General features: G+C 71.5%; 18 protein-coding genes and 2 tRNA genes. 6 read left to right on the top strand and 14 right to left on the bottom strand.

Annotated features, from left to right (window positions below; all coding sequences use genetic code 11):
* Nucleotides 1–80: 80 nt before the first annotated feature.
* Complete coding sequence (locus tag ACK4UM_RS03030; RefSeq protein WP_409795436.1) at nucleotides 81–491, bottom strand: hypothetical protein; 411 nt, start codon at nucleotides 489–491, stop codon at nucleotides 81–83.
* Nucleotides 492–871: 380 nt separating this feature from the next.
* Nucleotides 872–1,852, bottom strand: coding sequence for a transcriptional regulator FtrA (gene ftrA, locus ACK4UM_RS03025; protein ID WP_409795433.1), 981 nt, complete (start codon nucleotides 1,850–1,852; stop codon nucleotides 872–874).
* A gap of 88 nt (nucleotides 1,853–1,940) precedes the next feature.
* Between ftrA and ACK4UM_RS03020 the strand changes: the two genes are divergently transcribed.
* The 4 genes from ACK4UM_RS03020 to ACK4UM_RS03005 all read left to right on the top strand — a co-directional run bounded on the left by ACK4UM_RS03020 (nucleotide 1,941) and on the right by ACK4UM_RS03005 (nucleotide 9,088).
* A complete protein-coding gene (locus ACK4UM_RS03020) occupies nucleotides 1,941–2,405 on the top strand; it encodes a rhodanese-like domain-containing protein (RefSeq protein ID WP_409795430.1) in 465 nt (154 codons plus the stop codon).
* A 257-nt stretch (nucleotides 2,406–2,662) separates the two neighbouring features.
* Nucleotides 2,663–4,171, top strand: coding sequence for an ATPase domain-containing protein (locus ACK4UM_RS03015; protein WP_409795428.1), 1,509 nt, complete (start codon nucleotides 2,663–2,665; stop codon nucleotides 4,169–4,171).
* Complete coding sequence (locus ACK4UM_RS03010; protein WP_409795425.1) at nucleotides 4,158–5,288, top strand: sensor histidine kinase; 1,131 nt, start codon at nucleotides 4,158–4,160, stop codon at nucleotides 5,286–5,288. The genes ACK4UM_RS03015 and ACK4UM_RS03010 overlap by 14 nt, the downstream gene beginning before the upstream one ends.
* 8 nt (nucleotides 5,289–5,296) lie before the next feature.
* A complete protein-coding gene (locus tag ACK4UM_RS03005; RefSeq protein ID WP_409795422.1) occupies nucleotides 5,297–9,088 on the top strand; it encodes a PAS domain S-box protein in 3,792 nt (1,263 codons plus the stop codon).
* Between the two features lies 1 nt (nucleotide 9,089).
* On the opposite strand, the gene ACK4UM_RS03000 is transcribed toward ACK4UM_RS03005, so the two are convergent.
* The gene (locus tag ACK4UM_RS03000) at nucleotides 9,090–9,698 is read right to left on the bottom strand and encodes an NAD(P)-dependent oxidoreductase (protein WP_409795419.1); all 609 of its coding nucleotides are present in this window, start codon (nucleotides 9,696–9,698) and stop codon (nucleotides 9,090–9,092) included.
* An 87-nt stretch (nucleotides 9,699–9,785) separates the two neighbouring features.
* Here ACK4UM_RS03000 and ACK4UM_RS02995 point away from each other — a divergent pair, with 87 nt between their 5' ends.
* Complete coding sequence (locus ACK4UM_RS02995) at nucleotides 9,786–10,124, top strand: winged helix-turn-helix transcriptional regulator (RefSeq protein ID WP_409795416.1); 339 nt, start codon at nucleotides 9,786–9,788, stop codon at nucleotides 10,122–10,124.
* Nucleotides 10,125–10,155: 31 nt separating this feature from the next.
* Here the strand turns inward: ACK4UM_RS02995 and ACK4UM_RS02990 are convergent, their stop codons facing one another.
* The 3 genes from ACK4UM_RS02990 to ACK4UM_RS02980 form a co-directional block, all read right to left on the bottom strand.
* Complete coding sequence (locus ACK4UM_RS02990; RefSeq protein WP_409795413.1) at nucleotides 10,156–11,073, bottom strand: ketopantoate reductase family protein; 918 nt, start codon at nucleotides 11,071–11,073, stop codon at nucleotides 10,156–10,158.
* A gap of 64 nt (nucleotides 11,074–11,137) precedes the next feature.
* The gene (locus ACK4UM_RS02985; RefSeq protein WP_409795410.1) at nucleotides 11,138–12,445 is read right to left on the bottom strand and encodes an Hsp70 family protein; all 1,308 of its coding nucleotides are present in this window, start codon (nucleotides 12,443–12,445) and stop codon (nucleotides 11,138–11,140) included.
* A 149-nt stretch (nucleotides 12,446–12,594) separates the two neighbouring features.
* Nucleotides 12,595–12,669 (bottom strand) — tRNA-Gln (locus ACK4UM_RS02980).
* Nucleotides 12,670–12,835: 166 nt separating this feature from the next.
* Between ACK4UM_RS02980 and ACK4UM_RS02975 the strand changes: the two genes are divergently transcribed.
* A tRNA-Pro gene (locus ACK4UM_RS02975) sits at nucleotides 12,836–12,912 on the top strand.
* A 42-nt stretch (nucleotides 12,913–12,954) separates the two neighbouring features.
* On the opposite strand, the gene ACK4UM_RS02970 is transcribed toward ACK4UM_RS02975, so the two are convergent.
* From ACK4UM_RS02970 to ACK4UM_RS02935, 8 genes are all read right to left on the bottom strand, one after another.
* Complete coding sequence (locus ACK4UM_RS02970; protein WP_409795407.1) at nucleotides 12,955–14,253, bottom strand: TadE/TadG family type IV pilus assembly protein; 1,299 nt, start codon at nucleotides 14,251–14,253, stop codon at nucleotides 12,955–12,957.
* A 174-nt stretch (nucleotides 14,254–14,427) separates the two neighbouring features.
* Nucleotides 14,428–15,204 (bottom strand): tellurite resistance TerB family protein, encoded by a 777-nt coding sequence (locus tag ACK4UM_RS02965; protein WP_409795405.1) that lies wholly within the window; start codon nucleotides 15,202–15,204, stop codon nucleotides 14,428–14,430.
* A 148-nt stretch (nucleotides 15,205–15,352) separates the two neighbouring features.
* The gene (locus ACK4UM_RS02960; RefSeq protein ID WP_409795402.1) at nucleotides 15,353–16,717 is read right to left on the bottom strand and encodes a TRAP transporter large permease subunit; all 1,365 of its coding nucleotides are present in this window, start codon (nucleotides 16,715–16,717) and stop codon (nucleotides 15,353–15,355) included.
* A 49-nt stretch (nucleotides 16,718–16,766) separates the two neighbouring features.
* The gene (locus tag ACK4UM_RS02955) at nucleotides 16,767–17,363 is read right to left on the bottom strand and encodes a TRAP transporter small permease subunit (protein ID WP_409795399.1); all 597 of its coding nucleotides are present in this window, start codon (nucleotides 17,361–17,363) and stop codon (nucleotides 16,767–16,769) included.
* 11 nt (nucleotides 17,364–17,374) lie between these two features.
* Nucleotides 17,375–18,472 (bottom strand): TRAP transporter substrate-binding protein, encoded by a 1,098-nt coding sequence (locus ACK4UM_RS02950; protein WP_409795396.1) that lies wholly within the window; start codon nucleotides 18,470–18,472, stop codon nucleotides 17,375–17,377.
* A gap of 258 nt (nucleotides 18,473–18,730) precedes the next feature.
* Nucleotides 18,731–19,774 (bottom strand): ABC transporter ATP-binding protein, encoded by a 1,044-nt coding sequence (locus tag ACK4UM_RS02945; RefSeq protein ID WP_409795393.1) that lies wholly within the window; start codon nucleotides 19,772–19,774, stop codon nucleotides 18,731–18,733.
* 3 nt (nucleotides 19,775–19,777) lie between these two features.
* Nucleotides 19,778–20,833 carry an ABC transporter ATP-binding protein gene (locus tag ACK4UM_RS02940; protein ID WP_409795390.1) on the bottom strand — a complete coding sequence of 352 codons (1,056 nt, stop codon included), beginning with the start codon at nucleotides 20,831–20,833 and terminating at the stop codon, nucleotides 19,778–19,780.
* Between the two features lie 13 nt (nucleotides 20,834–20,846).
* Complete coding sequence (locus ACK4UM_RS02935; protein ID WP_409795387.1) at nucleotides 20,847–21,728, bottom strand: ABC transporter permease; 882 nt, start codon at nucleotides 21,726–21,728, stop codon at nucleotides 20,847–20,849.
* Between the last annotated feature and the right edge of the window lies 1 nt (nucleotide 21,729).

The raw sequence follows: 21,729 nt of genomic DNA, 5'->3' as shown, positions 1-21,729 counted from the left end.
GCCTCGACGAGGCCCGGCAGCAGCGCGAGAAGGCGCTCGGCATCCTTGCGGAGGCGGAAGGAGTTGAAACGCGCGCTCGATCACTCGACGAGCCCGAGCGTGACGAGAGGCTGCGTGCAGGTCTGTCGGAAGGGCTGCGTGACATAGGAGCCCGGTCTGGCGAGCTCGGCGAAGCTCCAGCCATCCGTCCGCCCGAGATTGCGCCGCCCCCGCAACCGGCCGTCGGGCTCGCCGCCGTTGCTCTTGGCGAGCGCCAGCTTCATGGCGAGCGCTTCGACCGCGTTCGCCGCCGAGATCGGCCGCTTATCCGTCTCGTGCGCGACCGCGATCCCGAGCATTGACCAGACCAAAGGCATCGTGAACCACAGCCCGCCCATCCCGGGAACCGCCCGCTCGTTGAAGCGCCGGATCGCGCGCGTCAGGCCGAGCGATTGGAGCCGGCGTGAGGAGGCTAGATCGGCCGGGCTGAGAATGCCCCAAGTTTCGCTCACGTCGCGCCCCTCCCCTGTCGACTTCCGCGCCTCAACGACCGTTGTTGATGAAACTTTATAGAGCGAGGGAGCACGCGCCATCCGGGGTCGCCCGAATATGCACGCCGGAATCGACATGCTCATGCACGCGCGCATTCACGTTTGCGAATCGTCGCCGGACGGGCAGATTCGGAGGTCACGGGGGGCACTTCTGCACGCGCAGGGCGATCGAGCCGACGCTCAGGTGCAGGTCGATGCAAGTCGCAGCCGATGCCTCGACCTGCACCTCGTTCCCGCCGGCGAGCGCGATGCGTGCGAATGCCGATCGTTCCGACGTTCTCGCCGAGACCGTCTCGACGACGCCGTCCGTCGAAACCGCCACCGTTCCCGCAGCGGGCGCGTCACGCCGCCTTTCGCGCGAACCGCCGACGATAGGCGACGGGGCTCGTACCGAGCCGCTCGCGAAAATGATGACGCAGGCTCCCCGCGCAGCCGAAGCCGCTGGCCACCGCGATCGTCTCGATCGGTTGGAGCGTCGTCTCGAGAAGCTCGCGGGCCCGGCGCAGGCGCTCGTCGCGGAGCCACTCTCCGGGCGTCGTTCCGGTGAGCGCCTTGAACCGCCGCAGGAAGGTCCGCTCGCTCATCCCGACCGAATTCGCCATCGCGGCGATCGTGTGGGGATGATCGAGGCTCCGCCGCAGGCGGTCGAGAAGCGGCGACAGCCGCGCCCCCTCGTGCGGGAGCGGCACGGGCCGCTCCACGATCTGCGCCTGAGCGCCGTCGCGATGGGGCGGAACGACGAGGCGCCGCGCCACCGCGTTCGCGGCCAGGGGACCGAAATCCCGACGCACGAGGTGGAGGCACAGATCGATCCCGGCCGCGCTGCCGGCGGCGGTGAGGACCTGCCCTTCGTCGACGTAGAGCACGTCCCGCGCCAGGCGGATGTCGGGGTAGCGCCTGGCGAGAGCGTCGAGATAGCGCCAATGCGTCGTCGCGGTTCGCCCCGACAGGAGCCCCGCCGCGGCGAGCACGAAGACGCCAGAGCAGAGCGACAGGACGCGCGCCCCCCGGTCGTGCGCGGCGCGGATCGCCTCGGCGATGGCGTCGGGGACCGGCTCCTCGGCACCGCGCCAGCCCGGGACCACGACGGTTCCGGCCTGGGCGAGGAGGTCGGCGCCCCCGTCGACGGCGACGGTGAGCCCGCCCGTCGCGCGCAGCGGCCCGGGCTCGAGGCTCGCCACCGCGAACCGGTACCAGTCCGGCCCCATTTCGGGGCGGTGGAGGCCGAACACCTCCACGGCGACGCCGAGCTCGAAGGTGCACAGGCCCTCGTAGGCGAGGGCGACGACGAGGCGGGGATCGGGCGACGGCGCGTTTGGCATGATCTTGACGCTAATCGTCGACGGCGGCGATTTCAACCGTCGGGAAGTACGCGCAATGTCGACGAGCCGACACAGAGGAACGAGCACCATGTCGACCCACGTGACCGATACCCCCGCCGCCCCGTCCAGCGAGGCCTACGCCCATTTCGCCCGCCGCCTCGCCCTCGAGACCGATCCCGACGACGTCCACACCGACATGCGCGCCGGCAGCCCCGGATTCGTCCTCGTCGACGTCCGCGGGCCGAGGGCCTATGCGCGCGGCCACGTGCCCGGCGCGATCAACATCCCCCACCGCGAGATCACGGCGGAGCGCCTCGCTTTCGCCGCCCCCGAAACGCTGTTCGTGGTCTATTGCGAGGGGCCCCATTGCAACGGCGCGGACAAGGGAGCGCTGCAATTCGCGCGCCTCGGACGGCCGGTGAAGATGATGATCGGCGGCATCTGGGGCTGGCGGGAGGACGGCTTCCCGTGCTGGCAGGGGACCCTGCCGGGCAGCCTCGCGGAGGCGGAAGCGGCCGCGGCGGCGACGCAGGCGCCTCCTCCCGCAGCGTAAGCGCAGGACCGGGACCGGCCGGTCCCCTGCCCCGCCCTGCCCCGACGCCCTGCCCCGTCGGCCTCCGCGACGCCCTCGCGGAGGCCGTTTCGCGCACACGAGCGAAACCGAAACGCGGCCAAGCTCGTTTTCGGGTCGGAGGCGCGCGCGGCGGGGCCGCGTCTCACGGCGGCGTTCTTGCCGTACGGGCCGGCAGCCCGTATGCAGGACTTCGCGCCGGGTCGGTGAGGATCCCGCTCGAAGCAGAGAGGATCTGGATGCCAGCTCGGATCAGCGATGCCGCCTCCGTCGCCAGCGGCGTTTCGGGGCTCGACCACATCCTCGCGGGAGGCTACGCGGCGAACCGCACGCATCTCGTCGAAGGGCGGCCGGGCTCCGGCAAGACCACGCTCGGCCTGCAATTCCTGCTCGCGGGCGTCGAGCGCGGCGAGCGCTGCCTCTACATCACGCTCTCGGAGAGCAAGCGCGAGCTCCTGAACGTCGCCGAACAGCACGGCTGGGATCTCGACGGGATCGACATCTTCGAACTCGTTCCGCCCGAACTGAGCCTCGATGCCGAGCAGCACCAGAGCCTGCTGCACACCTCAGAACTCGAGCTCGGCGAAACCGTTCGCATGGCGCTCGCGGAGGTCGAGCGCGTGAAGCCCACGCGCATCGTCTTCGACAGCCTCTCGGAGATCCGGCTCCTCTCCCAGGGCTCGGTGCGCTATCGTCGCCAGGTCCTCGCCCTCAAGAGCTACTTCCTCCTGCACGATGCGACCGTCATGATGCTCGACGATCTCACCGCCGAGCAGGACGACCTCAACCTCCACAGCCTCGCGCACGCCGTGATCCGGCTCGAGCAGCTCGCGCCCGTCTACGGGGCCGAGCGCCGACGCCTGCGCGTGATCAAGATGCGCGGCCGGCGCTTCAAGGGCGGCTATCACGATTTCCTCATCCAGACCGGTGGCGTCGAGGTCTTCCCCCGCCTCGTCGCGGCCGAGCACGGACGCGGCTTCGCTCGCGAGGTGGTGTCGAGCGGGATCGCCGAGCTCGACGCGCTTCTCGGCGGCGGGCTCGATCGCGGCACCAGCACGCTGATCGTCGGGCCGTCCGGCTCGGGCAAGTCGACGGTGGCGCTCGGATACGTGGAGGCGGCGCTGAACCGCGGCGAGGGCGTCCTCGTCGTCAGCTTCGACGAGGTGCTCGGCGTGTTCCTGCAGCGCGCCTCCGGGATCGGCGTCGAGCTGCGCCCCCACATCGCGTCCGGCCGGCTCACCGTTCAGCAGGTCGACCCCGCCGACCTCTCCCCCGGCGAGCTCGCCGGCCGTCTGCGCCGCGCGGTCGAGGAGAGCGGCGTGCGGATGGTCGTGATCGATTCCTGGAGCGGCTACGTCAATTCGATGCCCGACGAGAATTTCCTCGTCCTGCAGATGCACGAGCTCCTCACCTATCTCAATCAGCAGGGGGTCGTGACCATCATGATCCTCGCCCAGCACGGGCTCCTCGGGCAGATGACCTCGCCCGTCGACCTGACCTATCTGAGCGACACCGTCCTTCTCCTGCGCTTCTTCGAGGCGGCCGGACGCATCCGGCGTGCCATCTCGGTGGTGAAGAAGCGCACCGGGTCCCACGAGGACACGATCCGCGAATTGCGGATCGACCGCGACGGGGTGCGCGTTGGAATGCCGCTCGACGCGTTCCGCGGCGTGCTGACGGGGGTTCCGGCCTTCGACGGCGGCAGCGAAACGCTCATGGAGACCCGAGACGACGATGGGCTGGCGTAAGGGAACGATCCTGATCCTCGCGCCGAGCGGCCGGGACGCCAAGATCGCGGCCGCCATTCTCGAAGAGGTCGGCGTCGCGGCGCTCGTGTGTCCCGATCTCGAGACGCTCGTCGGCGGGCTCGACCGCGCCTTCGGCGCGGTGATCGCCGAGGAGGCGCTCGTGCGCGCGGATTGCCGGGCGCTCGCGGATTTCGTCGCGCGCCAGCCGCCCTGGTCGGACTACCCGTTCCTCCTGCTCGGCAAACGCGGCGCCCCCGCGCCCGACGCGCTCGTCGCGGCGCTCGGCAACGTGACGGTCCTCGAGCGTCCCTTCCACGCCTCCACCTTCGTCAACGCGGTCCGCTCGGGTCTGCGCGCCCGCCACCGGCAGCTGCAGGCGCTCGCCTATCTCCAGGAGCGCGACCGCACCGCCGAGCGGCAATCGCTCCTGATCCGCGAGCTCCACCACCGCGTCCGCAACATGCTCGCGAGCATCCAGGGCATGCTCGGCGCGACCGCGCGCACCACGGGGACGATCGAGGAATTCACGGCCGCGTTCTCGGGCCGCATCGCCTCGCTCGCGAAGACGCAGGCGCTCCTCACGGAGGATTTCTGGCAATCGGCCTCGTTGGGCCGCATCCTGCGCGCCGAACTCGAGCCGTTCGAGGACGTCGCCCGCCGGACCGGCCTCGATGGACCCGAGATCGAGCTCGGCGCCGAGATCGCCGTGCCGCTCGGCATGGCCCTGCACGAGCTCACCACCAACGCCGTCAAGCACGGCTGCCTGTCCGTGCCGGAAGGCTCGCTGTCGGTGACCTGGAGCGTCCGCGAGAGCGACCCCGCCGGCGACGCGGAGCGCGCGCTCGTGCTCGAATGGGTGGAACGCGGCGGGCCGCCGGTCCGCCCCCCCGAGCGCAAGGGGTTCGGCTCGATCATGCTCGAGCGGGTGCTCGCCGTGCAATGCCGCGCGCTCATCCGCCAGGATTTCGAGCCGAGCGGCCTGCGCTTCCGTCTCGAATTGCCGCTGCCCGCGACGGGGTCCGAGCGAGGAGGCGCGCTCTCCGATGCGGCCGCCGCCGGCGTGCAGGCGCCGCCGTCCCCCCCCTTGGCCGAGCCCGCCGGGATCGCCCCGCCATGAGCCCGGCCATGAGCGTCCCGGGCGGGAACGACCTCGCTTTCCTCGCCGGCGGCCGCGTCGGCGCGCTCATGCGGGCGCACGATTGGTCGACCTCGCCGCTCGGACCGCCGGAGACCTGGCCGCAATCCCTGCGCTCCATCGTGGGGCTGATGCTGTCCTCGCCCTTCCCGATGTTCGTCGCCTGGGGGGAGGAACTCGGCTTCGTCTACAACGACGCCTATGCCGAGATCCTCGGCGCCAAGCATCCGGCGGCTCTGGGCAGGCGGTTCCGCGACATCTGGAGCGAGATCTGGCCGGACATCGAGCCCCTCGTCGCCGCCGCGATGGACGGCCAGGCGACCTGGCGCGAGAACCTGCCGCTCGTGATGAACCGCAAGGGGCACGACGAGGAGACCTGGTTCACCTTCGGCTATTCGCCGGTGCGCGACGAGAGCGGCGCGGTCGCGGGCATGTATTGCGCCTGCACGGAGACGACCGCGCAGGTGCTCGCCGAGCGGCGCCAGGCCTTCCTGCTCGCGCTCGAGGAGCGCCTGCGCGACAGCGCCGAGCCGCGCGCGGCGATGGACGCGGCGGTCGAGGCGCTCGGCCGCCATCTCGGCATATCCCGCGCCGGCTACAGCGAGGTCCTGCCCGACGGCGAGACGATCCACTGCGCCACCTGCTATGCCGACGGCGTCGCGCCGATCCTCGGCACCTTCCGGCTCGAGGATTTCGGCCCCGAGAGCGTCGAGCGTCAGCGCCACGGGGCGACGGACGTCTGCGTGGACGTGGTCGCCGACCCCGCCCAGGTCCACGCCACCTGGGCCGCGATCGAGACCCGCGCCTTCGTCTCCGTGCCGCTCGTCCGCGACGGGCGGCTGATCGCCTCCCTCTACGTCAATTCGCGCGAGCCGCGGCGCTGGTCCCCCGATACGGTCTCGCTCGTCGAGGACGTTGCCGCGCGCACCTGGGCCGCCGTCGAGCGCGCCCGCGCCGAGGAGCGGGTGCGCGCGAGCGAGGCGCGCCTCGCCTTCCTCGACCGCCTCGGCACGCAGACGGCCCCGCTCGCCGATGCCGACGCGGTGCTCGCGACGACGATGCGGCTCCTCGGCGAGCATCTGCGCGTCTCGATCTGCGCCTATGCCGACATGGATGCCGACGCGGACGGCTTCACGATCCGCGACGACTGGACGGCGCCAGGCGCGGCGAGCATCGTCGGCCGCTACCGGCTCGCGGATTTCGGGCAGCTCGCAATGGCGCGGCTCGGCGCCGGGCTGCCGCTCGTCGTGCACGACGTCGCCCGCGAGCTCGCGCCGGCGGAGGCCGCGACCTTCCGGTCGATCGGCATCGCCGCGACGATCTGCGTGCCCCTCGTCAAGGAGGGGCGCCTGACCGCGCTGATGGCGATCCACGACCGCGTGCCGCGCGTCTGGACCGAGGCGGAGACGAGCCTCCTGCGCGAGGTGACCGCCCGCTCCTGGGCCCATGTCGAGCGCGTCGCCGCCGCGGCCGAGCTGCGCGCGAGCGAGGCGCGCCTGCGCGCCGTGTTCGAGCAGGCCGCGGCCGGCTTGGCGCGGACGGATCCGACGGGCCGCTTCGTCGAGGTGAACGACCGCTATTGCGCCATCGTCGGCCGCAGCCGCGAGGCGCTCTCCGGGCTCGCGATGCAGGACATCACGCATCCCGAGGACCTCGCCGCCAACCTGCCGCTCTTCGCCGCCGCCGCCGCCGGAGGCCCCGCCTTCGACATCGAGAAGCGCTACGTGCGGCCGGACGGGTCCGTGGCCTTCGTCCGCAACAGCGTCTCGGGCGTGCGCGAGGACGGCGCGGTCTCCTCCGTGCTCGCGGTGTCGATCGACATCTCCGAGCGCAAGCGCGCCGAAGCGCGGCTCGCGGAGAGCGAGGCGCGGCTCGAGCGCGCGCTCGAGGCGGGCGCGCTCGGCGCCTGGGAGCTCGACCTCGCGACGCTCGCCGCCTGGCGTTCGCCACAGCACGACCGCATCTTCGGCTACGCGGCGATGCTGCCGGAATGGACCTACGACATGTTCCTCGACCACATCCTCCCGGAGGACAGGGGCATGGTCGACGCGTCGTTCCGGAAGGCGATCGCCGACGGCGGCCGCTGGGACTTCGAATGCCGCATCCGCCGCGCCGACGCGCAGGTGCGCTGGATCTCCGCCCAGGGCGAGGTCGAATTGGGGGACGGGGCCGGCGCCGGGCGCGTCAAGGGCATGGTGCGCGACGTCACCGAGCGCAAGCGCGCCGAGGAGGCCCTGCGCGAACTCAACGAGACCCTCGCCCGGCGCGTCGAGGAGCGCACCGCCGAGCGCGACCGGATGTGGCGGCTGTCGACCGACGTGATGCTCGTCGCCCGCGTCGACGGCACCGTCGAGGCGTTCAACCCCGCCTGGACGGCGCTGCTCGGCTGGACGGAGGGGGACATCGGCGGCGCCGACCTGCTCGCCCTCGTGCACGAGGACGACCGGGACCTCACCCGTGCGGAGCTCGCGCGGCTCGCCGAGGGGACGACGACGTTGCGCTTCGAGAACCGCTATCGCGGGCGCGACGGCGCCTATCGCTGGCTGTCCTGGACCGCCGTGCCCGATGCCGGCCTCATCCACGCGGTCGGCCGCGACGTCACCGCCGAGAAGGAGCAGGCGCGCGCCCTCGCCCAGGCCGAGGAGCAGCTGCGCCAGAGCCGCAAGCTCGAGGCGATGGGACAGCTGACCGGCGGCGTCGCCCACGATTTCAACAACCTGCTCACCCCGATCATCGGCCCGCTCGACATGCTGGTGCGCCGCGGGATCGGCAGCGAGCGCGAGCGGCGCCTCCTCGACGGCGCGCTGCAATCGGCCGAGCGGGCGAAGGTGCTCGTGCAGCGCCTCCTCGCCTTCGCCCGCCGCCAGCCCCTGCGCGCGGCGCCGATCGACCTCGCCGGGCTCGTGCGCGGCATGGCGGACCTGATCGGCTCGACGCTCGGTCCGACGATCGAGATCCGCGTCGCGCTCGACGAGGCGCTGCCGAGCGCGTCTGCCGACGCCAACCAGATCGAGATGGCGCTCCTCAATCTGAGCGTGAACGCCCGCGACGCGATGCCCGACGGCGGCACGCTGACGATCTCCGCCGCGCCCGCCCGCGCGGGGACGCCCGGCGCGCCCGACGGGCTCGCCCCCGGCGACTACGTGCGGTTGACGGTCTCCGACACCGGCATCGGCATGGACGAGGCGACCCGCGCCCGCGCGATCGAGCCGTTCTTCACGACGAAGGGCCTCGGCAAGGGCACGGGGCTCGGCCTGTCCATGGTGCACGGCCTCGCCGCGCAGCTCGGCGGCGGGCTCGCGATCGAGAGCGAGCGCGGCCGCGGCACCCATGTCCATGTCGGGCTCCCCGGGCGCGCCGCGGGCGCGGGCGCCGCCGACGCGCCCGATGCCGCCGCGCCGCCCGCGCCCGCCGCGCGGGGCACCGCGCTCGTCGTCGACGACGAGGATCTGGTGCGCGCGAGCGTCGCCGACATGCTGATGGAGCTCGGCTTCGACGTCGTCGAGGCGACATCCGGCGAGGAGGCGCTCGCCCTGATCGCGGCGGGCCACCCCGTCGCGCTCCTCGTCACCGACCACCTGATGCCGGGCATGAGCGGCGTCGATCTCGCCCGCGCCGCGCGTCGGCGCAGACCCGACCTCGCGGTCCTCGTCGTCTCCGGCTATGCCGACGTCGACGACATCGCCCCCGACCTCCCCCGCCTCGCCAAGCCCTTCCGACCCGCCGACCTCGCCGCTCGGATCGGGCGGCTGATGCCGGAGGCCCGCGCGGTCGCGAGCTGAGCTACGCCGACACGAAGGGCGCGCGGCGCGCGAAATCGGCGCGGTCGAGCGCCTCGACCATCGCAGCCGCGAGGTCGGCGCGGTCGATCGCCATCGCGGCCGGTCTGTCGAAGGTGAAGCGCCACCTGCCGGTCGGCGCGCCGGAGGTCAGGCGCGGGGGGCGCAGCATGGTGAAGGCGAGCGGCGAGGCGGAGAGGATCGAGAGCTCGGACTGGCGATCGGCCAGCATGCGCCCGACGACGAGGCGCATCACGAGCCCGACCGCCTTGTCGGCGACCCCCTTCGCGTCCCCCGGCGCGTCCACCCCGGCGCCCGCGATCGTGAGATAGCGCATGGGCCGCCCGTCGGCCGCGGCGATCGCCGCGCGCGCGGCGGAGGAGGCGACGGGCTCGGTATTCGACGAGGCGAGGCAGGAGAGGATCGCCTGCGCGTCGCCGAGCGCGCGGGCGAGCGCCTGCGCATCGCCGGGATCGCCCGCGACGTGGTTCGACGCGCCCGCCACCTTCGGCGGGCTGCGCCCGAAGCTCCCCACCTCGTGCCCCGCCGCCGCGAGCGCCTCGACCACATGCCCGCCGGTGCGCCCGCTCGCCCCCAGAACCAAGACCTTCATCCGCGCGTCTCCCTTGCCTTCCGCGATCGCGGAGGCAGATGGAACGGTGCGATCGCGCTCGCAAGTACGCACCGAAAGGATACCGCCATGGATGCCCGGCCCGCCCTCCCCGATTGCCCGGTCGAGCGCGCGCTCGCGCTCCTCACCGGCAAGTGGCGGCTGTTCGTGCTGTTCCGGCTCGGGCAGGCGCCGATGCGCTTCAACGCCCTCCAGCGCAGCCTGCCCCCGATCACGCAGCGCGTCCTGACCGCGACTCTCCGCGGGCTCGAGGCCGACGGGCTCGTCTGGCGCACGGTCGAGGAGACCGTGCCGCCGAAGGTCACCTACGGCCTCACCGAGGCCGGCGCGGCGCTCGCGCCGGTCTTCGAGGCGCTCGCCGCGTGGAGGCTCGCGACGGCGGGAGCGCCGATGGAGACGATGCGGTAGGCCGCGTCGCGCCCCCGCAGGCGCGCGGACCTCAGCGCCGCCCCTCCGCATGGAGCCGCAGCGCGAGCTCGGCCGTCTCGTGGGCGGGCGTCTCGATTCCGTGGCGCCGCCCGCCGGCGACGACGCGGCCCGAGAGCCAGGGCAGCTCGAGCCGCGCGCCGCGTTCCAGATCGTCGAGCAGCGAGGCGCGCATGCCCGGCGGCAGCCCCCGGGTGAAGGCGAGCGTGCGCGCGATCTGATCGTCGGGCAGGGCGATGCCCTCCGCGCGCCCGACCGCGACCGCCTCGGCGATCAGGCGCTCGAGGAACGCGGCCGTGCCCGGATCGGCGAGGATGGGCCCCACCTGCGACCGGAACATCCCGCAGGCCGCCGAGAGCGAGGCGATGAACACGAATTTCGCCCACAGATCGACCTCGATCGCCGCGCTCTCCCGCGCCTCGATCCCGGCGCCGGTGCAGGCCTCGACGAAGCGGCCGAGGCGCGCGCTCGGGCGCCCGTCCGCTTCGCCGACCATGATGCGCGCGAACGGACTGCGCTGCACGACGGTGCCGGGCTCGGAGACGATCGCGGAGATCTGCGAGACGCCGTGGACGACGCGTTGCGGCCCGAGGATCGGCCCGATCCGCTCGCGCGCGTCCACCCCGTTCTGGAGCGAGACGACGAGCGTGTCGTCCCCGACGAGCGGGCGCGCGGCCTGCGCCGCCTCCTCGGTCTGCCAGAGCTTGACGCCGATCACCACGACGTCGCTCTCCCCGAGCGCGCGTGCATCCTCGCTCGCCGGCAGCGCCAGCGTGAGCGCCGTCCCGTCCGCGACGAAGGTGAGCCCGCGCGACCGGATCGCTTCGAGATGCGCGCCGCGCGCGAGGAGCCGCACGTCGTGACCGGCTCGTGCGAGACGCGCGCCGTAGGAGGCGCCGACGCCCCCCGCCCCCACCATCGTGATCCGCATGCCCGCGTTCCTCCCCGCTCGGCAGTCTAGCGGCTCCGAGCGCTGGACGCCACGCAGGCGCGCCTCACGCGGCCCGCGCGAGCCACGGGCCGACATCCGCCTCCTGGCCGACGAGCGCGAGGCCGTAGGCGACGGATTGGAACGGATCGCCGGCCGCGATCCGGTCGGCGCCGAAGCGGCGCTCGAACAGGGCGCGCACGGCCGGCACGTGCGAGGTGCCGCCGGTGAGGAAGACCGTGTCGATGTCGCGGGCGAGAACGCCCTCTCGCGCGAGGAGGCCGGCGACGGTGGCGTCCATGCGGGCGAGGTCGTCGGCGATCCAGGCCTCGAACGCGCCGCGCCTGATGGTGCGGTCGATCGACAGGGCCCCGAGGTCGAGCCGGAAGCGAGCCTCCTCGACGCTCGAGAGCGCGATCTTCGCGTCCGAGACGGCGCGGTAGATCGCAAAGCCCCGGTCGTTGCGCACGATGTCGAGGAAGGCGCGGATCTTCTCGGGCTCCAGCGCGAGCCGCTCCAGCTCTTCGAGCTCGGCGATCGTCTCGCGCGAGCGCATGAGCGCGAGCTGGTGCCATTTCGCGAAGGCGCCGTAATGATGCACCGGCATCGGCAGGATCTTGCCCATCGAGCGGTAGGAGCCGCCCTTGCCCAAGGCGGGCGAGATCACGGCGTCGATGATGCGATAGTCGATGGCGTCGCCCGCGATCCCGAGCCCGGCGAAGCCGATCGGGCGGGCATGGAGGCGCCCGGCCCGCCGCTCGAAGCGCACGAGCGAGAAGTCGCTCGTGCCGCCGCCGAAATCGCCGACGAGGATGGTCGCGTCGCGCGTGAGCCCCTGGGCGTGCCAGAAGGCGGCGCCGACGGGCTCGTAGACGTAAGCCGGCCGCGCGAGCCCCGCCTGGCGATAACCGGCATCGTAACGGCGCGTCGCGAGCGCTTCGTCGGGCGAAGCGCCGACGAAGGCGACCGGGCGTCCGGCGACGATCGTGTCGACCCGCTCGGGAAACGCATCGCCGGCGCTCTCCATCGCGAGGCGCAGGAACTCGGCGAGCAGATCCTCGAACCGCCACCGGCGCGAGAAGACGCGCGTGTCCTCGAACAGGCGGCTTGCGGCGTGGCTCTTGAAGGACTGGATGAAGCGCAGCTCGAACGCCGTCTCCAGGAAGGCGCGAATCGCCGCCTCGCCCGCATGCGCCACGACCCGTGCCGTGCCGCGAGCGGTGACGTTCTCGAAGGCGAGCACGGAGCGGAACACGTCGCTCAGACCCTGCGCCTGCGCGAACGGCAAGGCCTGCACGGGCTCGCCCGCCCGCGCGACCGCGACCACGGTGTTCGTCGTGCCGAAATCGATGCCGACCGAGACATGCTGCGCCATGGATCGGCTCCAATCTTCGCGGGGAGGCGTCTGTAATGGCACGCGAGGCGGAGCGCAAGGCCGCGGCGCCGCAGGGACGGGAGAACGGGAGACCGCGCTCGGCGAGATCGACGGGAGCGCACCCGCGGCCCACGTCCGGCCGCCGAAATTGGCTGGGGCGCCAGGATTCGAACCTGGGAATGGCGGTACCAAAAACCGCTGCCTTACCGCTTGGCTACGCCCCAATGGTCCGGCCGAGCACGGGACGGCGCGGCGGACGGGCGGAACTTAGTGCGCGGCGTGGCGTCTGGCAACGGCCTTGACGGGGCACTTGGCGATTTCCGTTTTTCCTCGCGCAATCCTCTTGCGATGGTCGGAGCGAGCGGCTATACGGACGCCTCACCAGGGGATCGGAGTGTAGCGCAGCCTGGTAGCGCACCTCGTTCGGGACGAGGGGGTCGCAGGTTCGAATCCTGCCACTCCGACCATTCATCCAAGGATGATCGCCAATCCCCGCCGACCGCGCGCCCTCAGCGCGCGAGGACCGGCGTGCCGACGGGGCCGACGCCCTCGGGCACGGGGATGTCCGTCTCGTGATAATTCGTGTTGAGCGTCAGGGTCGGCCCCCGGTCGAGCGCGATCGTGCGCGCGACGATGACGGTGAAGGCCGAGCGGTCGGCGACCGCGCCGCCGGCCGAGATCTGGATGTCGCCGTTCGGCAGATAGACGGTGCCCAGCAGCACGCGCGCGTCGTTGCTCTCGATCAGGAAGCGCATCGGCAGCGAGCCGGCCGTCTGGTGGAACAGGAAGCCGGCGAGCGCCGGACGGCCGGCGCCGTCCTTCGAGGCGGTGAGCGACACGCGCGACGTCGGCGCGAAGCGCACGTTCGTCGCGCGGCTCGTGCCCTCGAGGACGAAGGTCACGTATTGGCCGGTGAGATGCACCCCGTCGTCGACGACGAGATCCCCGTCGCGGATCACGTAGACGCCCGGCTGCAGCTCGACGCGCGCGCCCGAATTGAGCCGCAGGCCGCCGCAGAACACGCCCGGGCTCAGGCGCACGTCCGAGGAATGGCGCGCGTTCTGCACCGTGCAGGACCCGAGCGAGCCGGGGCCGCGCGCGGCGAGCGGATCGGGCGTCTTCGGGCAATCCGTCCGCGGCTGCGGGCTCACGCTCGCGGGGCGCACGCGCGCGCCGCCGGCCGAGCAGATCAGACCCGCGCTGACGGAGGCGTCGTCGTCGATGCGCAGGGCCCTCTCGCCGCTGCCGTTGGAGAAGACGGCGCAATTGCGCGCGTCCACGCGGGCGCGCTCGCGCAGCCACAACGAGGATCCCGGTTGCGTCTCCAGCGCGATCGCGCAGATCGGCAGCGTACCGCTCAGGCGCGCCGTCGCGGCGACCGCGATGTCCATTCTGGCGATGCCGACGAGGCGGGAGAAGGTGCCCTCGTGGCTGCCGCGGAGGGTGATGTCGAGCGTGCCCGCCTCGGGATCGGCGGTGACGGCGACCCGCACGCCGTCGGGGTCGATGCCGTGCCCGATCATTGCCTGCCGGGCCGCGGCGTGCGTGCGCAGCTCCAGGGCCGTCGCGTCGCGCCCGATGATCCGCATCTCGCGGGCGCCGGTGAGCGCCGAGGCATCGGCCACTGTCTGGAGGGTCGTGCGATGGGCGTGCCATGCCCCCACGTCGACCGCGAGCCCCACGCCCGCGAGCACCGGCAGCAAGGCCAGGCCGAACAGCATCGACACGCCGCCACGGCGGTCGGCGAGAGCACGCGCGCCGTTCCGACCGATCGCGGCTCCCGCGCGCAGGATCTTCTGCACGGACATGGGCTTCACCTCTGGATCAGACAGCCCAGAGATGCGCCACTCTCGTTACGGACTCGTTGCGTCGATCGCCGACCCACTCTGCGCGAAGCCGCGATTCCGAATTAGGGCGGCGCGAATGCGATAATTCGCGCCGATTACCTTAACGCAATCGAACCCCGACGCGTCGCTTTCTCGTCAGCCCGCCAAGGCGGCGGCAACCTGCGCCTCGATTTCCGCCGCGAGCCCCGGCTCGAGCGCGAGGCGCGCGGCGAGCGCATCGAGATACGCGCGCTCGGCGGGCGCGTCGGGCGTCATGGCGAGGAGCGAGGCCGCGTAGAGTTCGGCGCCGATCGCGGGGCTCGTCGCGGCGGCGACGACGCGCTCCATGTCGAGCGGGGCGGCGAGTTCGTCCATCACGAAGGCCTTGGCCTCGGCGTCGAGCGCGAGGGTGCGGATCTGCGTGAAGATGCGCTCCTGCTCGGCGGCGTCGATGTGCCCGTCCGCCTTGGCGCCCTGGATCATCGCCACGATCACGCCGCGCGCCAGCGCCTGCTCGCCGCCGGGCGCGTTCTGCGTCGCGAAGGGGCTGTCGGGCGGAGGCAGCATGGGCGCGCCCGGCGCAGCCGTGACGGGGGTGCCGGCGGCGCCCTGACGGTTGCGCTGCCAGGCCGTGTAGGCGAGGCCCGCGACCGCGGCGAGGCCGCCGACGGCGAGCGCGGTGCCGGCCGTCTTGCCGACGAACTTGCGCGCCTTCTTGTTGCCGAGGAGGAGGCCGACGACGCCCCCCGCGAGCGTGCCCGCGGCGATGCCGCCGACCCCGCCTCCCACGCCGCCTCCGCCTTGGCCGACACCCGGCGCGGTCCCGGTGGCCGAGCCGAGCGCGTCGCGGGCGATCTGGCCGAGGCCGCCGGGCAGCGTCCCGGTCTGCGCGGACGTCATGATCTGATCGAGGAGCTTCTTGGCGTCGAACATGGGATGGCTCTCGCGAGTGGGGGTGGGGCCGCCTGACGGCCGTCCGGCGCGAGCCTAAGCGCGCGCAGGCGCCGCCGACAATTGGAAGCGCTGAACCTCGCCATGAGCCGCGTCAATGATCGAGGGGCGGCGGCCGAGGGCCGATGCCCTACCCGTACATCTGCCGCGGCAGCCAGAGCACGAGCTGATCCCAGTAGAACACCATGCCGACGACGAGCATCTGGATCGCCACGAAGGGGATCACCCCGCGATAGATGTCCTGCGTCTTCACCTCCGGCGGGACCACGCCCTTCAGATAGAAGAGCGAGAAGCCGACCGGCGGGGTGAGGAACGAGGTCTGCAACGTCACCGCGAACAGGACCACGAACCAGATCAGGTTGAAGCCGAGCTCGTTGGCGACGACGGGGCCGACGAGCGGGAGCAGGATCAGCGAGATCTCGAGCCAATCGAGGAAGAAGCCGGCGAGGAAGGCCACGAACAGGATCACGAGGACGATGCCGCCGGGCGACAGCGGGATCGCGGTCAGGAGGTCCTTGATGAACTCGTCCCCGCCGAGCTGGCGCAGCACGACGGCGAAGGCCGTCGCCCCGAGGAAGATGCCGAAGATGAAGGCCGTCGTCAGCGTCGTCTTGATGCAGACGTCGCGCAGGACGGCCATGCTCAAGCGCCGGTTGACGAGCGCGAGGATGGCCGCTCCGAGCGCGCCGACGCCGGAGGCCTCGGTCGGCGTGGCGATGCCGAAGAAGATCGAGCCGAGCACCGCGATGATCAGGAGCACCGGCGGCAGGATGGCGAGCAGCGTGTCGCGCACGAGGCTCCAATCGACCGGGTCGAGGTTCTTCGGAGCCGGCGCCAGGGTCGGCACCACGCGCGCGGCGACGAGCGCGTAGAGAATGTAGCAGATGCCGAGCAGCACGCCGGGGATCAGCGCCCCCATGAACAGGTCGCCGACCGACAGGGAGAGCTGGTCCGCCATCAGGATGAGCATGACGGAGGGCGGGATCAGGATGCCGAGCGTGCCGGCCGACGCGATCACGCCGGAGGCGAAGGCCTTGCTGTAGTGCTGGGAGAGCATCACCGGCATCGAGAGCATCGCGAGCAGCGTCACCGAGGCGCCGACGATGCCGGTCGAGGCGGCGAGCAGGATGCCGATCAGGATCACGCCCATCGCGAGCCCGCCCGGATAGCGGCCGAACAGCTTGACGAAGTTCGTCATCAGCCGTTCGGCGATGCCCGAACGCTCGAGCATCAGGCCCATGAAGATGAACATCGGCAAGGCGACGAGCACCCAGTTCGACATCTGCGCGTAGACGCGCTGCACGAAGATGCCGAAGATGCGCCAATTGTTCAGGAAGTACGTGTCGACGTCGAAATATTGGTTCAGCAGAATTCCGCCGACGGCGAAGATCACCGCGATCCCGGCGAGCAGCCAGGCGATCGGGAAGCCCGTGAAGATCAGGGCGATGAAGGAGCCCAACATCGCGATGACGAAGATTTCGTATGTCTCGAACACGAAGCGTGACTCCGCAAGCCGCGGCTTTGATGGATGCGTGGGACGGCGGTCAGGCCGGCGTTCCGTCCTCCCGGCGCGGGCGCGGGAAGCGGAAGAGCAACGCGGTGACGCGCGTGAGCCGCGAGAAGGCCGCGATGGCGAGGAAGCCGAACGCGATGATGATGACGGACTTGATCGCCCAGCGCGCCGGCAACCCGCCCGGCGCCGCCGAGACCTCGTTGAGCGCCCAGGAGCGCTGGACGAAGGGGACGGCGTAGACGATCACGAAATAGAGGAACGGCCCCAGGAAGAGGACGAGACCGAGGAACTCGATCGCGGCGCGCCTGCGGTCCGACCAATGCTCGGCGAGCACGTCGACGCGGACGTGGCCGTCCTTGAGGAGCGTGTAGCCGAGCCCCATCATGAAGCCGATCGAGAAGAGGTGCCATTGCATCTCCTCGAGCGCGATGAAGTTGCGGCCGACGACATAGCGCAGGAAAACGTTCCCGACGATCAGGAGGATCAAGACCACCCAGATCCAGGAGAACGCCTCCCCCACGACGCGTACGAACGCGTCGAGGGGGCGCGAGATCACCGTGTGCGGGAGGTCGAACGCGGGGCGCTCGGGCGCCGCGTTCGTCTCCGGGGCAACGTGGAGATTGGCCACGACGGCTCCGCTCAGTTCTCGCCGACGAGGTTGCGCAGCGCCCAGTCGCGCGGCAGATAGCCGGTGGCGCCCCATTGCGCATGCTCGCGCTGGAAGGCGCGCATCGACTCGTGGACGCGGCGGAACATCTCGTCCTGCCCGGAGCGGCGCTCCATCACGCGCTGGGTCGCGTCCCAGAACACGTCGAGGAACTCCTCGTCCCAGGTTTCGAGCGTGACGCCCTGCTCCTGGAAGCGGGCGAGCGCGGCGCCCTGCAGCGCCTCGGCCTTGGCCATGGCCATCATGGTGCCGGCCTTGCAGGAGGTCTCGATGACCGCCTGGGTCTGCTCCGAGAGGCCGTTCCAGGCATCGAGGTTGACGTAGAGGTACTGGTTCGTAGAGGGCTGGTGCCAGCCGGGCAGGTAATAGTGCTTGGCCACCTGGAAGAAGCCGAGCTGCTCGTCGACGGTCGGCAGCGAGAACTCGGTCGCGTCGAGCACGCCGGTCTCCAGCGCCTGGAAGAGCTCGCCGCCCGGCAGCATGGTCACCGACATGCCGAGCTCGCTCATGATCTCGCCGCCGATGGCCGCCGCACGGAAGCGAAGACCCTGGAGCTGCTCGACGCTCTCGATCTGCTGACGGAACCAGCCGGCCGCTTCCGGCGCGATCGAGCCGCAGAGGATCGGGTAGACGTTGTGGGGCGCGAAGGTCTCCTTCAGGAGCTCGTCGCCGCCGTGGAAGTACATCCACGCGATGAACTGCGTCGAATCGAGGCCGAAGGGCATGGCGCCGAACAGAGCGGCGGCCGGCACCTGGCCGATCTCGTAGCCCATGAACGAGTAGCCCGCGTCGATATTGCCGTTCGAGGTGTTCTCGAACACGCCGAGCGCGGGTATGACGGAGCCCGGCTCCGCGACCTGGAACTGGATGCGCCCGCCGGAGACCTGCTCGAGGTTCTGGGCGACCCAGGGCATCGTGTCGCCGAGCGCGGTCAGCGACGAGGCGAAGGCCATCGGGATCTGCCAACGGACGCGGTCCACTTCGGCCTGCGCCGAAAACGGCATCGACACGAGGGCGGTGGCGGCAGCCGCGGCGAAGGCCGTGGCGCGCAGACCGGCATTCTTTGTCATTTCGACGTTCTCCCTTGTTGTTCTCGTTTCCCCCGCGAGTTTCGGCGCCGGCCTTCGGCTTCGGCGGCGACTCGCGCTGCAGCCCGTCGTCCGCGGCCTCGCGGGCGACGAGCGTTGCCATACCGGTACGGCAGCCATGCAAGAATTTCAACTCTGATCTACGCACTGTCCCTATCGCCGAAGGTCTAACGGCGCGGGATTCCGCCCTCGATTCGCCACGTTTCGGCCGCGGCGGCGGGGGGCGTGCGGCGATCGGTCCTAGCGCGCGAGCAGCCCCGGCGCCTCGTCGGCGCGCAGGCAGCGCACCCCGCCGCCGGCCGCATGGCGCGCGAGCGGGGGCAGGATCTCGCGGCAGCGCGGCTCGGCGATCGAACAGCGCGCCGCGAAGGCGCAGCCGGCGGGGAGATTCGCGAGATCGGGCGGCGCGCCGGGGATCGCGTCGAGGCGCGCGCCCTTCTTCATCGCTCCGTCGGCCCGGCTCTTCAGGAGGCCGATCGTGTAGGGGTGGCGCGGATTGCGGATGATCTCGCGCGCCGGCCCCTCCTCGACGATCCGCCCGGCATACATCACCACGATCCGGTCCGCGATCTCCACGGCCGCGCCTAGATCGTGCGTGACGAACACGATCGAGAGGCCGAGCTCGCGCTGCAAGTCGCGCAGGAGGAGCAGGATCTGGATCTGGACGGTGGCGTCGAGCGCCGTCGTCGGCTCGTCGGCGAGGAGGACGCGCGGATTGCAGGCGAGCGCGAGCGCGATCATCGCCCGCTGGCGCATGCCGCCCGACATCTCGTGCGGGTAGGCGTCGAGCCGCTTCGCCGGGCTCGGGATCCGTACCCGCTCGAACAAAGCGAGCGCCCGCGCGCGCGCCTGCGCCCGGTCGATGCGCTCGTGACGGCGGATCGCCTCGACGATCTGCTGGCCGAGGGTGAAGACCGGGTCGAGGGCGAGCAGCGGCTCCTGGAAGATCATCGCCACCTCGCCGCCGCGATAGAGCGAGAGGGCTTTGCCGTCGAGCCGCGCGACGTCGCGCCCGCCGACGAGGATCTCGCCGGTCGTCTTCGTCTTGCGCTCCGGATTGAGCCGCATCAGCGCGCGCAGCGTGACGCTCTTGCCCGAGCCCGATTCGCCGATGAGCGCGAGCGCCTCGCCGGGGGCGAGCGCGAGATCGACGCCGTTGACCGCGTGAACCGGCTTGCGGCCGCCGACGAAGGTCACGTGCAGGTCGCGCAGGCTCAGATAGGGCGCGGCGGGAGCGGAGGCCGCGGGCGGGGGCGTCTCGAGGGGGGCGGGGGACGCGCTCACGGCTCAGGCTCCCGTCGCGGCGAGGGGGGCGGGCGTCTCGGCGAGGCCGTAGCCGGAGGTCGGATCGCCCCGGTGGCAGGCGACGCGGTGGCGGGCGCCGAGGTCGCGCTCGCGCGGCGCGTCCCGGGCGCAGACGGGCTCGGCGAAGGCGCAGCGCGTGTGGAAGCGGCAGCCGGAGGGCGGGTCGATCGGGTTCGGCGGATCGCCCGCGAGCGGCGCGACCTGCGTGCGGTTGTCCGGATCGATCGAGGGCATCGAAGAGAGGAGCGCGGCCGTGTAGGGATGCGCCGAGGCCTCGAAGACCGCCTGCGTCGCGCCGATCTCGGCGACCTTGCCGAGATACATCACCAGCACCCGATCGCAGATGTAGCGCACGACGTTGAGATCGTGGCTGATGAAGACGTAGGTGAGGCCGAACTCGTCCTTGAGATCCATGAGCAGGTTCAGGACCTGCGCCTCCACCGACTTGTCGAGCGCCGAGACGGCCTCGTCGAGGATGATCAGCCGCGGCTGCAGCGCGAGCGCGCGGGCGATGTTGACGCGCTGGCGCTGGCCGCCGGAGAGCTCGTGCGGGTAGCGCTCGGCGAAGCGGCGCGGATCGAGGCCGACGCGATCGAGGAGCGCGTGGGTCCGCGCGAGCGCCTCCTTGCGGGAGACGCCGTGCACCTGCGGGCCGAAGGCGATCGAGGCCTCGATGGTGAGGCGCGGGTTGAGCGAGGAATAGCTGTCCTGGAACACCATCTGCACCTGGCGGCGGAACTCGCGCAGCGGCAGCGCCCGCGAGCCGACCGTCTTGCCGTCGAAGACGATCTCGCCGTCGTCGTGGGCGATGAGCTGCATCAGGAGGCGCGCCGTCGTCGACTTGCCGCAGCCCGATTCGCCCACGATGCCGAGCGTCTCGCCGGCATGGACCGAGAGATCGATGCCGTCCACCGCGTAGACGCGCTCCTCCCGGCCGGAGAACCAGCTCTTCGACAGCGGGAAATGCTTGACGAGACCGCGCACGGACAGGAGCGGTTCCGGGCGGCTCGGCTGCGTCGGCGGCTTCACGAGATCCATGAGCGGCGCCTCCTCACGACTTGATGTCCATCGCCGAGCGCAGGCTGTCGGACAGGAGGTTGAAGGAGATCGAGGTGACGAAGATCATCAGACCCGGCAGCGCCGCGACCCAGGGCTGGACGTAAATCGCGGTGCGCAGCGTGTTGAGCATGAGCCCCCATTCCGGCTCGGGCGGGCGCACGCCGAGGCCGAGGAAGGAGAGGCCCGAGGCGAGGATCATCGAGACGCTGATCAGGCTCGTCGCGTAGACGAAGATCGGCCCGAGGACGTTGCCGAGGATGTGCACGCGCACGATCGTGAGGGCGGAGGCGCCCGAGGCCCGCGCCGCCTCGACGAAATCGCGCGCGCGGATCTGCGTCGTGACGGATTCCGCGATGCGCGCGATCGGCGGCACGAAGACGACCGTGAGCGACAGGAGCGCGTTGCCGAGCCCCGCGCCGAGCGCGCCCGAGAGCGCCACCGCGAGGAGGACGGAGGGGAAGGCGTAGAACACGTCGATCGTGCGCATGATCAGCGTGTTGGCGATCCCGCCCGCATAGCCGGCGAAGATCCCGATCGCCGAGCCGACGAAGAAGGCGATCACGACGGGCGTGACGCCCATCAGGAGCGACATCCGGGCGCCGTAGATGAGCCGCGAGAGCATGTCGCGCCCGAGCTCGTCGGCGCCCAGCGGATAGCCCTCGGTGCCGATCGGGCGCAGGCGGCGCAGCATCGAGCCCTGGTAGGGATCGGCGGGCGCGACGAAGGGGGCGAAGACGGCCGCGAGGAAGATCGCGAGAAGCACCGCGCCGGCGACGAGCGCCACGGGATCGCGGGCGAGACGACGAGCGACCGTGGTCCAATAGCCGTCCGTCTTCTCGATCGGCGCGGCGAGCGCGGGCGTTGCGTTCGACATC

Origin of the sequence: Salinarimonas sp., from assembly GCF_046292825.1 — a bacterium.
In the GTDB taxonomy this organism is placed as follows: Bacteria; Pseudomonadota; Alphaproteobacteria; order Rhizobiales; family Beijerinckiaceae; genus Salinarimonas.
The sequence above is the reverse complement of the archived record's forward strand: the minus strand, read 5'-3'. Positions and strand labels throughout refer to the sequence as shown.